Annotated in this window: 8 protein-coding genes; 4 read left to right on the top strand and 4 right to left on the bottom strand. The window is 55.1% G+C overall.

Annotated elements, in window-relative coordinates; all coding sequences use genetic code 11:
- Positions 1-70: 70 nt before the first annotated feature.
- Positions 71-1,177 carry a 2Fe-2S iron-sulfur cluster-binding protein gene (locus tag ACW9KT_RS07420; protein WP_457078906.1) on the bottom strand — a complete coding sequence of 369 codons (1,107 nt, stop codon included), beginning with the start codon at positions 1,175-1,177 and terminating at the stop codon, positions 71-73.
- Between the two features lie 172 nt (positions 1,178-1,349).
- On the opposite strand from ACW9KT_RS07420, the gene ACW9KT_RS07415 reads away from it, so the two are divergent.
- Positions 1,350-2,045: a peptidoglycan DD-metalloendopeptidase family protein gene (locus ACW9KT_RS07415; RefSeq protein ID WP_457078905.1), complete on the top strand. Its 696-nt coding sequence runs from the start codon at positions 1,350-1,352 to the stop codon at positions 2,043-2,045.
- Between the two features lie 77 nt (positions 2,046-2,122).
- On the opposite strand, the gene ACW9KT_RS07410 is transcribed toward ACW9KT_RS07415, so the two are convergent.
- On the bottom strand, positions 2,123-3,337 hold the full coding sequence (locus ACW9KT_RS07410) for an ABC transporter permease (protein WP_457078903.1): 1,215 nt from the start codon (positions 3,335-3,337) through the stop codon (positions 2,123-2,125).
- Positions 3,338-3,386: 49 nt separating this feature from the next.
- Here ACW9KT_RS07410 and ACW9KT_RS07405 point away from each other — a divergent pair, with 49 nt between their 5' ends.
- The 3 genes from ACW9KT_RS07405 to ACW9KT_RS07395 all read left to right on the top strand — a co-directional run bounded on the left by ACW9KT_RS07405 (position 3,387) and on the right by ACW9KT_RS07395 (position 6,286).
- Complete coding sequence (locus ACW9KT_RS07405) at positions 3,387-4,658, top strand: exo-beta-N-acetylmuramidase NamZ family protein (protein ID WP_457078901.1); 1,272 nt, start codon at positions 3,387-3,389, stop codon at positions 4,656-4,658.
- A gap of 96 nt (positions 4,659-4,754) precedes the next feature.
- Positions 4,755-5,702 (top strand): methionyl-tRNA formyltransferase, encoded by a 948-nt coding sequence (fmt, locus tag ACW9KT_RS07400; protein WP_457078899.1) that lies wholly within the window; start codon positions 4,755-4,757, stop codon positions 5,700-5,702.
- 98 nt (positions 5,703-5,800) lie between these two features.
- Positions 5,801-6,286: a dihydrofolate reductase gene (locus tag ACW9KT_RS07395; protein ID WP_457078897.1), complete on the top strand. Its 486-nt coding sequence runs from the start codon at positions 5,801-5,803 to the stop codon at positions 6,284-6,286.
- Positions 6,287-6,427: 141 nt separating this feature from the next.
- Here the strand turns inward: ACW9KT_RS07395 and porU2 are convergent, their stop codons facing one another.
- Positions 6,428-11,557: a putative type IX secretion system sortase PorU2 gene (gene porU2 / locus ACW9KT_RS07390; RefSeq protein ID WP_457078895.1), complete on the bottom strand. Its 5,130-nt coding sequence runs from the start codon at positions 11,555-11,557 to the stop codon at positions 6,428-6,430.
- Positions 11,558-11,636: 79 nt separating this feature from the next.
- The gene (locus ACW9KT_RS07385) at positions 11,637-12,740 is read right to left on the bottom strand and encodes a putative type IX sorting system protein PorV2 (protein ID WP_457078893.1); all 1,104 of its coding nucleotides are present in this window, start codon (positions 12,738-12,740) and stop codon (positions 11,637-11,639) included.
- Positions 12,741-12,992: the final 252 nt, after the last annotated feature.

Here is a 12,992-nt window from a genome sequence, read left to right as displayed (position 1 = left end):
TCCATCAAGGTTTAATGAAGGCGACTCACAAAAAGTCCTTTACGCAACGTTTTGTTTCGCGCTGTTCAGTTTACCCAATCTCAATCACCACATCGGCCGTGAGCGGATGGCCGACGCAGGTGAGCACGTAGCCTTGCTTCATTTCCGAATCGGATAAGCCTTCGCGCTCATCCAAGTGAACTTTGCCTGACAAGCATTTGCCGCGGCAGGCGGTGCACAGGCCGGCTTGGCAAGAATACGGCAAGTCAATATCCTGGTCAAGTGCTGCTTCTAGAATCGTCTGGTTGGGCTCCACTACCAGCTCATACTCGCTGCCTTCGTAGTTGATGGTGATGGTGCGGGTCACAATTTTGCCATCATCATCGGCCGTCGATACGTCGCCGTGGCCTCCGGGCTGGGCAGCGGCAGCTTCGGTAATGTCGGCGGCGGCAACGAAGCTTTCGCGGTGAATTTTAGCGGCTGGTACGCCCAGCAGGTCGAGAGCGGCACGGGCTTCCTGCATAAGACCATCGGGGCCACAGAGAAAGTACTCAGCCTGCTCGGCCGGAAACTGGTGGCGCTGTTCCAGAATACGCAGCAGCATAGTGCGATTCAGGCGGCCTTTGTGCTGGCAAGAATTAGGATTGGTCGGCTGGCTGAACACGTGCTCTACCTGCAAACGCCCCCCAGATTGCTTTTCCAGTTGCGCGAGTTGCTCCCGGAAAATAACCGATTCCTCATTGCGGTTGCCGTACACGAGCAGCACGTGGCTTTGTGGCTCTTCGCGCAATACAGCCTTCAGGATGCTCATCAACGGTGTGATACCGCTACCGGCGCCAACCAGCACCAGCGAGCGGGCCGATTTAGGGCTGGGCTTAATGGTGAAGTTACCAAGTGGCGCCATAACTTCCATTTGCTGGCCTACACGCACTGTATCGAGCAGATAGTTGCTTACTAAGCCGCCGGGCACCCGCTTCACCGTCACCGATAGGCGCGGCGCTTCGTGCGGGGTGCTGCTCAAGGAGTAGGATCGGCGCTCCTTTTTGCCCCCTGGGCCGCAGGGCAGAATCAGAGTCAGGAACTGGCCGGGCTGGCTGGCAATGGGCTGGCGATTGGGTAACTCGAGATGAATGGTAACGGCGTCGGACGTTTCGTGGGTGATTTCGACTACGTTGAGGGTAAGGTAAGGGCTGCTCATTCTGGATGGAGGACTGGGGCTTGGAAACGTAGAAAGCTGGGGGGCAAAAGTACGGGATTAATGCCGCCCAAGCTTTAGCTTGCGCCCGGCTTTACGTGGTTAGGCCAGGGTGGTTATGGGCTTTTTTACATTTTAAATGGCTCACAAACTGTCGTTCACTTTCAAGTATACAATGACTGAACTTTCTCAACTTCTTCATCAACATCAGGCGCAGTTTAGCCCAGTACTGCCCGTCGACCTCAACGGCCCCGAGGTATGCCGCCTCGACTTTACGGCGCAAAATCCGCTCGTCGTGGGCGCTGATCTGCGCGATACGGCCGCTTTTGAGGCACTGGTGGCAGAAATGCTGGCTAGCCAAGAAGCCCTCATTGGGGTGGGTGGCTATCTTGAAAATCGTATTATCTACCGCCGCAGCCCCGGTTTGTTTGGCGACCCTGCTCTGCCCGCCCGCTCCATGCACCTCGGCGTGGATGTGTGGGTGCGTGCCGGCACCCCTGTGTGGTCGCCCTTGCCCGCTACCGTGCACAGCCTAGCCGACAACGACAACTTTGGCGACTACGGCCCTACTGTTATTTTAGAGCACGACCTAGAAGGCATACCTTTTTATACCCTTTACGGTCATTTGGCCCGCCGCGAAGTCGCTCTGTTACGGCCCGGAATGTTTATTGAGCCCGGCGTAACTTTCGCCGAAGTGGGACCCCCGCCCGAGAATGGCGACTGGCCGCCACATCTGCATTTTCAAGTAATAAGTAATATGCTTGGGCTTAAAGGTGACTTTCCGGGCGTGGCCTTGCCCGCAGATCAGGAAAAATGGGAAGCCTTATGCCCAAACCCCAACTTGATTTTGCAGAGCCGACACTTGAACTAAGCATTTGTCAGTTTTCAATTAATAAAAGAGCCCCCCAGAGTAGTTCTGGGGGGCTCTTTTGTGAGAAAATACCTGAACTAATCGAACTTGATGGCGGCTACGGGCAGAATCCGCGAAATCAGATAAGTGGGAATGAGCACGGCCAAGAGCGACGTGAGGAAGGTGGCCACATTCAGGATGATAATAATGCTCAGATCCCAGTGAATGGGCACGCGGTCCATGTAGTAGTTTTCGGGGTCGAGAGGAATGAGGTGAGTGTAGTACTGTAAAGCACAGAAACCCAACCCAATCAGGTTACCGATGACCATACCACGCAGCGTCAAACTCAGGCCCCGGAAGAAAAACATGCTGCGAATCTGGTTATCCGTGGCTCCAATAGCCTTCAGCACCCCAATCATGTTGGTGCGCTCCAGAATCATGATAAAGATGGTGGCTACCATGTTAAAGGTTGCCACGAAGATGATCAGGATCAGGAAGATAACGACGTTCTTATTCAGCAGTTTCAGCCAGTCGAAAAGCTGGGCGTACTGGTCGGTAATCTTATCCAGCTTCAGGTCGTAGGGCAAGCTTTCGTAGAGGCCATCGGCCACAGGGTCGAGGCGCTGGAAGTCGCGCAGCATTACTTCCACCCCGCCCACCAGCGAATCTGGCCAAGCATTCAGGTCTCGAATTTGCCGGATATCCCCGATAATATAAATCTCATCGAACTCGTCGAGGCCCGTTTGGTAGATGCCGCGCACCAGAAACTTGCGCACCCTGGGCGGGTTCTGAATGAAATAGAAAAGGGCATCGTCGCCCACTTTCAAACGCAGTTTGTCGGCCACTTTGCGCGAGAGCAGCACGTCGTTGCTGGCACTAGAATCGGGAAAGGTGAGAAACTCTCCGGCCACTAGGTTCTGGCGCATGGGCGAGCGGCTAGTCTTCTCATCAATGCCCTTGAGCACAACGCCCAGCACTTCGTCTTGGGTTTTGATGATGGCTGTTTTGCGGGCAAAAGGCTGAATAACCCCGACTTGCGGCGAGCGGCGCAGGGCCTTGATCAGCCGCGGTCCACCAATAGGCTCGGCGTTCAGGGAGTTGTTGGTGTCGTACTTGCTAATTTGCAAGTGAGCTCCAAAGGAGAAGATCTTACTTTGGATCTCGTTGCGGAAGCCTTCCAGGATGGAAAATGACACAATCATTACCGCTAGCCCCAGGGCAATGCTGATAATGGCTATTTTTGTCACCGACGACGTAAATGAGCCGGAGTCGGCCCCGTCGATCTTGTTGGAGATGTAGCGCGAGATATTCACTGCCGTAAAGCTACTCTAACCCACCCAGTTTTCTAGCCTCCATTTCCTTATGTATTCTCCCCTCGTTTCTGGTTTGCTGAGTTTGAGTGTGCTGCTGACCAATTGTTCGGCTACGCAGTCGGCGGGTACTACACCAGTTGCTACCGCCGAGCCAGCTGCTACACCTGCTTCCACTGCTGTAACAGCAAAGCCAGTACAGTCAGCCCCCCAGCAGATTGTAGAAAGCCTACGTATGGGCGCCGAGCAGGGAAACCGCTATTTACCCCTTTTACGCGGCAAGCGCGTCGGACTGGTGGTGAATCAGACTTCGCTCGTGGGAAAGTCTCACCTGGTGGATACGTTGCTGCGCCAGGGTATTCAGGTAAAAACCATTTTTGCCCCCGAGCACGGCTTCCGGGGCGAAGAGGCCGACGGCGCTACCATCAAGGACGGACGCGACTCTCGCAGCGGCCTGCCCATACGCTCCCTCTACGGCGCTACCCACAAGCCTACGCCCGAAATGCTAAAAGACTTGGACGTGCTCGTTTTTGATATTCAGGATGTGGGCGCCCGGTTTTACACCTTCAGCAGCACCTTACATTATGTAATGGAGGCGGCCGCTGAACAAGGCAAAACGGTAGTAGTATTAGACCGTCCCAACCCCAACGGCCACTATGTAGATGGGCCGGTATTGGAGCCGCAGTTTAAAACCTTTGTAGGCTTAAACCCTATTCCTGTGGTGCATGGCCTGACGATGGGCGAGCTGGCTCAGATGATAAATGGTGAGGGCTGGCTGGCGGGGGGCAAAAAAGCGCAGCTGACGGTAATTCCGGTAGAAGGCTACACCCACGCCACCCGCTACACGCTGCCCGTGCGTCCTTCTCCCAACTTGCCTAACCCGCACTCAGTAAATCTGTATGCTACATTGTGCTTGTTTGAGGGTACTGATGTAAGTGTAGGGCGGGGAACGAATACTCCATTTGAAGTAATTGGGGCGCCTACTCAGCCCAGCACGCGCCCATTCAGCTTCACGCCCACTCCCAACGCGGCTTCCACGGCCCCACCCCAAAAAGGCAAGCTCTGCTATGGCCTCGATTTGCGCTCAGACAATACCGACATGGGCTTCACGCTGAAATACCTGATGGATTTCTATCAGCAGAGCACCGACAAGGCTAACTTCTTCAACAAAGGCTTTGAGCGCCTTATTGGCACCGCAGCCTTGCGCCAGCAAATTATTGCGGGCAAGTCGGAAGAAGAAATTCGCAAGACTTGGGAGCCGGCCTTGGGCCAATACAAGGCAATGCGCAAGAAGTACTTGCTGTACCCTGATTCTAACGGGTGAAGATAGGAAGTGGTGGGTTTGTCACTTGACTTGCGCACTAAATAACACGAATCTCACTACCTCATATTTCACAAACTCACCACTTCACCATTGCCTATGCTCCGAATCGTTTTCATGGGTACGCCCGAGTTTGCTGTTCCCACTCTGGAAGCCTTATTGTCTTGGTCTGGCTGTTCGGTAGCAGCCGTTGTTACGGCGCCCGATAAGCCTGCTGGGCGGGGCCGACAGCTGGCCGAATCGGCAGTGAAGCAGGCAGCGTTGGCGCATGGCGTGCCCGTGTTGCAGCCTACCAACCTGAAAGCCCCGGAGTTTCAGGCGGAGCTAAAAGGCTACGCGGCCGACTTACAAGTGGTGGTTGCCTTTCGTATGTTGCCAGAGGCTGTGTGGAATATGCCCCCGCTGGGGTCTATTAATATTCATGCTTCCTTGCTGCCTCAATATCGGGGCGCGGCGCCTATCAATTGGGCGCTCATTCAGGGAGAAACCCAAACCGGCGTCACCTCCTTTTTCCTGCGCCACGAGATTGATACTGGCGACCTCATTTTTCAGGATGTGGTGCCTATCGACGACGAGGATGATTTTGGCTCCTTGTACGAGAAGCTAAAAATGGCCGGCGCGGCCCTGGCTTTACGCACGGTGCAGGCCATTGCGGCCGGCACTGCACCCAGCATGCCCCAGGTTGAGAGCAGTGAGTTGCGCAGCGCCCCGAAGATTCAAAAGGAAACCGGCCGCCTCGATTTCACCCAAAATGCCCCCCAGCTTGCCAATCTGGTGCGCGGCCTCTCTCCCAGCCCTACTGCCTTCACCCAACTGCCCGATGGTCGCACGCTTAAAGTATTTCGTGCTCAGGCCCTGGATGATGAAGCCGCCAGTGGTCCGGCCCAGTTGGTGCCGGGCGCTTGGCTTACCGACGGCCGCACATACTTGCGCGTGCAAACCAGCAACGGGTTACTGGACTTGCTCGACGTGCAGCTCGAGGGCAAAAAACGGCTTCCTATCCGAGATTTTTTGCGCGGTTTCAATGAGTCGGCGTTGGTTAAGTAAAGCGTTTTCTGGACTGTAGTCACTTCAGCACCCTGGTTTGATATGGTGCCGAAGCCAACTGTAAGGCCTATTACTCGTTATTGATTGAAAGAGACTATATGATTGCTTTGGTAGTAGCGGTGGCGGAAAATGGAGTTATTGGGCGTGATAATCGGCTTATCTGGCACCTGCCCAATGACTTAAAGCACTTCAAAAATATAACGCTGGGCCATCCCATTATTATGGGACGTCGGACGTACGAGGCTATCGGCCGGCCGCTGCCGGGGCGCACCAACATCATCGTCACGCGCCAGCCCGATTGGCAAGCCGAAGACACCGAAACGACTTACTCTGTACCCGAGGCGCTAGAGTTGGCTCAGACTTACGACGAAAGTATCTTCGTCATTGGCGGAGCCGAAATCTATCGCCAGTCGTTATCCGCCGTGGATACCGTCTACCTCACGGAGGTTCATCATTCCTTCGAGGGTGACGTTACGTTTCCCGACTTAAATAAAACCGAATGGCGCGAGGAAACCCGCGAACGCCACGAGCCCGACGCAAAGCACGACTACGCATACAGCTTCGTGACGCTACGGCGGCGGTAACAGCCTTTTTGGACACTATGCCGATAAGTTTGCTAAGTTGCTGGTGAACCTTTAGAAGCTTTAGCAATACTGCATTAATAGAATATAAAAGCCCCCAGGCATGTGCCTGGGGGCTTTTATATTCTATTAATAAATCGCCTATTAGCGCAGCAATACCAGCTTGCCCCACTCCTTTTTGAATGCCCGGTCGCCGGCAGTGCGGCGGCGCTCAAACTGGCTGGGGTTGTCCATCACGACGCGGTAGAGATAAGTACCATTGGCGAGCTGGTCGCCGAATTCGTCGGTGCCATCCCAGGCGTAGTCGGTGATGTTGTTACCGATATGTAGAGGCCCAAGCTCGGCCATCATAATCTCCCGTACCACCTTGCCGGTCAGCGTCATCACCTGAATTTTCAAGTCGCGGGGCAGTTCGGCGCCCGTGAGCGTGAACACGAACTTGGCCTTGCTGGTGATAGGGTTCGGATAAGGGTAGAAGTTGGTGACGGTAGACTCATTAATCACCTCAAACCGGATAGAATAGCGCTGAGCACTGGCCGCCAGATTGGTAGCGTCGCGGCCCTGCACTTCTAGCTTGTAAATGCCATTGTCCAAGGGCTTCTGCTTGCCCGGCTGATACTCAACGCGGGCCACGCCTTTGGCTATATCAGAAGTAAACACCACGTCGGAGCCCGTCATTGGCACCTTCACTGGAATAGACTCGCCGGGCTTGGTCAGGAACAAGTCGAAGCTATTGGCGTCGCGAACAGCGTTGAGCTTATCTTCATCATTAAGCTGCACCATAATAATGGGCACCGGCGAGACGATGTCTCCATCTAGAATGTGTTGGCCATCGAAAGCCACATCGAGCACGGGGGGCGTGTTGCGGTTTTCGATTGTGAAAGGCGGCAGCCGGAGCTCGTTGTTAAAGTAGAATTGCTCTGGTTGCAGTCGAGGGTTCACAATGACTTCGCCAGTAATTACGCCCAGCAACCCCCGCACATCCAAACGAACATCAAATGTAACAGTGGCCCCAGCCTTGAGCTGGCTAGGAGCTTGAATTTGAGCTTTCCGCTCATTTGTTCCACTCTCGTCGCGCACGGTGATTTCGGCAATAAGTGGCTGGGCAAAATCAAGCGACGAGACATTCTGGAACATCACCGGGAACGAGAGCTCGCCCTTGGTCATGGCCTGCTGAGCTAGCGTAGCACTATCGTACACTTTGGGTTCTTTCGCCTCAGCCAAGTCGCGGCGCACTATGCCTTCCGGCAGACCTTCGTAGGTCACTAGCCATTGCTTTAGCTGAGGCGCCGTGCGATTGAGCGTATCGCGCACTTGCAATACCAGCTGTAGATAAGGATACTCCTGCGCCGATACGCCAGATAGGGCCAACTGGCGGTTTTTCACGTCAGCATTCAATTGCCGTTGGTTACCGTCTTTATCAATACCAACTAGTCGGAGCGTATAGCTATCGGATGGCTCGGTGCGCACGGTGTGCAGGAGCGTGCCCCACTGCTTGGCCGGGCCAATAAGCGTAGAAGTAACCGTGCCGCGAGCAGCCCGAGTGCGCAGGGCCGCATCCAGCGTAATTACCTGCTCGGCCCGGGCTACGGTGCTGCCAGCGTCAAAGGTGAGTTCTTGCGCGAGGCGGGCTCCGGGACCCTTTTGTCCCAGAAATACAAAGGGGTCGCCGTCTTGCAGTCGGTCGATGAGTTGGGAACCCAATGCTTTCAATGCGGCCTTTAACTCCGGCGAGAACGTTGAGAAATTCACCCGATTCATCGAAACCAACGCCACATACTGGCCGGGCTTCAGGCTAGTTAGAAGCGCCAGCAGCTGAGCCTGGCGGGCGGGCGTATTTAGGTTGTCACCCCCGCCGCTGGCAAAATGATAGAACAAGTTCGGGTCAAGGCCACAAACGTCATAGTTACCGGGTACATCGCGAATTGGAGCCAGCGTTTGGCCATCGTACACGGCCGCCAACATGTTGGGCACGGAGGGTGCGCAGTTGATGACGTATGGGCTGGTGCCATCTACAGTAATCCCGTAAGACGTCAGGAAAGTAGCCGCATCGCCGGTACTGCCTCCGCGGGTAGACAGCTTTATTCCCGTGCTTTGGTCGCTGAAGTCCCATTTGCCCGAGGGCGCGGCCACGTCTACTCGGGCGCGCGCATTGCGGCGAAATTGGCCGTGGTGGCTTTGCGACCAACCACCCGGGCTGCCGTTGATCAGACGAAACGAGCTAACTGCCCAGTCTTGATTCTCGCCGCTTTGGCTGGTTTGGAAGCGCAGACGCCAGTACCATACTACGCTGTCACGGCTGGCTGTGGGGGGCAAAGTTGGTGCCCATTCGGGCGTAATTGCCGCCTGCACCGTAGTCCGACGCACTAGTGGGCTATTAAACGTGGGAATTGTATCCAACTCCATTTCGTAGGAACGCAGCTGGCCGCGAGGATCATTGTTCTGCCCAATCAAGCGTACCGCCGGCGTGGATACAATGGCAAACTCGGGCGGGCTGAGGGTAGTAACGCCGCCCTGCAGGAAGTTGAATTTAATAACGCCCTGGTTATTGGTTTTACTAAGCTCGGCAATCTTGTTTTCAGGGTCGAGCACGACCACAAACTCGTTTTCTCCGAACACATTACCCGTATTGGGCAGCTCAAAAACGTAGGTCGTATCACGCCGAGCCTGCGGTACTTCAAAGCGCAGCACATCGGCCGCGCGGCCCGCAGTAGCCGGGTAGCGGCGCGTTATGGATATGCCCAATACCTTGCTATCTGTGCAAAGGCTGCCGGCATTACTCACGCCCACGCGCAACTGAAACCGTGCAGAGGAAGCTTGCACTGTGGTTTCAGGTGCCTGGGGGGCAATTTGCAGGCGAGAATCAGCCGTAGCGAAGTCAGCTTTATCGGGCGCATATAGCTTCAGCGCGGGGTCGCCCTGCCATACAGTATTCATCAGCAGCGACACCCCATTGGGGTTATTACCAAATACTGTTTGTAGACGGCGCGATGCTTCCGCCTGAATTGCTGCTACGGGCTTGCCGTACCAGTTGGGGTCGTTGAACAGCAGCTGATACATCCGATCGCAGAAGGCGTCTAGTTGCCCATCGTAGCCAAAATCAGAGTCGGCCAGAAAACCGACAGCACCCTTATCTGCCGCCAAGGTCCAGTCCTCGCCTACCGATATAAACGAACCAAAGGCAAAGCCCCCGGCGCATCCATTTACAATAAAGACTGGGTACTTACCCTTATTATTATAGTTATTACTCGGGTCGTTGATGTCACCCAAGTTGAGGTCAAATACGAGCGGGGAGCCGTGGCCAAAGTAGGTAATCAGGCTTAGACCATTGTTGAGCTCCGGAGCAATATTGATCGTGATGGGAAAGCGCTGATAGTCGCCTGGTGTGTCACGCTTATAGGTTTTCACCACAGTACCACCGAAGCAAGGCTTCTCGGCCCGCGCCTTATACCCATCTACATAGCTTTGGAACTGAGCAAACTCGCCCTCATTGGCACCGCCGGCCATGTGGAGCAAGTTTTTGCGCCAAGGCTCAGGGCCCAGCGACTCGTGCTCCCGCAGCTTGTTCAAGTAATTTACAACCTGCTGAGGCGTCTGAGCGGCTACCCGACCCGTGGGAATGCGCGGTACATACTGATTGCGCTGCCAGTCGGCTGTGAAGAATATGTCGGACGGGGCGCGGGTGCTGCCGGGTACCAAATCTGGGAAGGGCGTCTGGTTATCCGGCACCTTTCGATGGTAAAATCCACCGGCTGCGGTGCGTACCTGCTCGGCCGTTGCCATACCTCTGCCTAACAGCAGCAAATACTTTTCACGGTTACTGGTGAGCATCCACTGCGAAAACTGCCGGATAGCTAGCGGTGATTTCTCCCCGTAGTGAAACTGGTCGTAGAGCTGTTGAGTGGTCACGACCAGGGTATCATGGCGGCCGCCCGCTGCGGAGGCGCGGTAGGTAGCATAAGCCCGCACGGGATTAGCTACCCCACCAGCGGAGCGCATCAACGAGCCGTGGCTCACGATCAGGAAGCTATAAGCACTAGGCGTGAGGGTGCGAAAGCGAACAAGGCGCGCGGGCAGCGGCAGCCGAGGGCGCGCGGCATCGACTAGCAGCAGTTGACGGGTGCGCCCATTGGCGGCCGGAAATACGTAGGCACGCTGCGCGTTGCCGACTACGCTTCCTTCTACGCGCTGCACATTGCCGGGATCGGTGACATCATAGCCCCGCAGGGTGGCGGGAGCATTGTCGAGGACGAACGCAGCGGGTCCGCTTAAGGTAGAGTCATTCAGGAAAGCCGTGCTGCGTCGCTCGCCAAACACGCGATTGTCGCGGGGGCCGATAACGGTTATGTAAGCCAGGCGCGACCGGTCGCGGGGGAAGCGGCTGTCATTCGGGCCCGTGTTCTCAAAACGCAGCTTTACTTTTCCCTCAGCGCTAACATCAGAGCGCAAGAGTGGGTACTGTGCTTTTACTCTATCGAAGCTATCATAATTAGCTACGGTGCCCAGCAGCCGGACCGTCCCGTTTGGCTGCACCACTGATACTTGGGTGATGTGCTCGGATACGCTTGTTCCGACCAGTCCGATTTCAACCCGCGGTGCCACTCCATTGCTGGCCAACGTTTGCAGGGAATCTACCTCAAAATCGACGGGGTTGGCGGCGTTGCGTCCAAACTGACTCGACACAAATCCTTCGCCAGCGCTTGCCCAGGGCATATAAGCAAGAGGGCCTTCCGTAATATCAGCATATTCTTCGGAGAAGATACGTGTCCGGTACAGCAGATTATAAGGCTGGCCGCTGGTAGCGGCTACGCTCGCTTCGGCCATGCGCCGACCAACGGGGGTGGCTGCCACCGTCAGAAAGTAAGCGGCTGTATCGGTAAAGAGGCTGTAGAGCGGCTGAGGCTGGTCAGTGGCTTTCTTATACATGCCCCGGTCCAGGCGGCCATCGTTACGCTGACCATAGAATTCAATGAAAGTACTCGGGTCAAGGCTGGTCTGGTTGCCGCCTACGTAAATAGCGACTTCCTGCCCCCGACGCCAAAGTTGGAGGCGGCGTGGGTCGGTGCCGTTGCTGAGGCCAGCGCGAGTGAGGTACTGATGGTCGAGGCGATGGATGCCATCTTGGCTAATGCGCACCTTATAATAGGGCTGCCCCGCTACTATCCACTCGTTGCCGAAAGGGCCCGACTGCGCCGCGGCTTCATGGTCACTCAGGAATAGTAGCAGCGCAAAAATGCCCCCCAACAGATACCCCAACGTGTATTTTTGTTTCATGCTGATTGACTTGCTAAACGAAGCACAGACACATACAAAGTTCTACTACAAGCATGTGTCCGCGCTGCCATTTAAATAGTTATTTGAATCCGTAGCCTAATGAGACGATAATAGAGTTAGTCTGAGTACGCTGCCCCAGCTTCTCCACGGCCAGGCGCGACAAAGCTAGATCGAGGCGCAAGCCGCTGGTAGCAACGCCCACGCCGAGGCTGGGCTGTGCTTTCCACTCTTCTTTGCCGCTGAAAGCCTGTATTTTCTGAAAATTGCTCACTCCACCGCGCAGGAACACAATGTTATTGTAGCCTATTTCCAGGCCGGCGTGGGGATCGATGCTAATAAGGCCGGTGGAAATGGGCGTATTGCGCTGTCCATCGGTAGTCATTTCCAGATCGGTGGCCACGAGGGCGGTGAACTGACCGGGCAGTTCAATGGCGCGGCTCACGCCCAGCACGAGGCGCGGCAGTGTTACTTCGGAGCTGTTAGACGGAATGTCGTCGATGGTAGTGGCAGAGCCCTTAAACTTGTCGGCGTTGATAGACCACACATTAAAAGTAGTGGTGATGTCGCGGGCCATCAGGCCTAAGCGCCAACCCTTATGCTCGTACTGCAAGCCAGCATCAACCCCAAAACCGTAGGCGTTGGCAAACTCACCCACATTGCGGTAAATAATCTTGGCGTTAACGCCCAGCTTTAAACCTTCAACGGCACCAATGCGTCGGGCGTAAGAAAGCAGCAAAGCATAGTCGGCCACAGAGAAATAACGAATCCGGTCATACTGAATATAGCCGTACTCGTTTACCAAATCGCGGGTGTCGGCAATATCATCCACGCCGAGCCGGATTAGACTGGCACCAATGGCGCTGCTCTCGTCGAGCGGCATAGCGAAGGCCGCATAGTCGTTTTTCACGATGCCCGAAAACAGCTCGGAGTGCATCAGCACGCCGTCATACTTGGTTTTCAGGTCCAGCAATCCGGCGGGGTTCCAGTAGCCTGCCGTAGCATCCTGCACAATACTTACCTGGGTGTTGCCCATGCCCAGGGCCCTGCCCCCAACTCCGATGTTCAGAAACTCATTGCTGTACTTAGGAGTGGCATCATTTGACTGCGCCCAAGCGGCGGGCGCCACACCCAGGCTCAGTCCCAACCCGACTAATACTGGGACTACTTTGGAGAAGTGCAGCATAGAAAACTATAGGGTAAAAAGAATAATCGTAATCGAAACGCAAGTTACTTATTTCTAGCGCGTCGGCTGGGCTAATAAAGAGGATAATAAAGTGAACGGTCCGCATAAATCGGGCCGGCTGGTGGCTGGGGGGCATTTTGCAGTTTAAGAGCTACACCTAACGTCTTTGGGGCTCCCTATTTTCAGATGTGACTTCCTGATTTTTACTTGATCAAACTCAAACGCTAGACAAAAGCTGGGGACCAGTACTTA

The sequence above is a fragment of the Hymenobacter sp. HD11105 genome (assembly GCF_054051685.1).
Note: the sequence above shows the minus strand (reverse complement) of the source record. Positions and strands in the feature narration are given on the sequence as shown.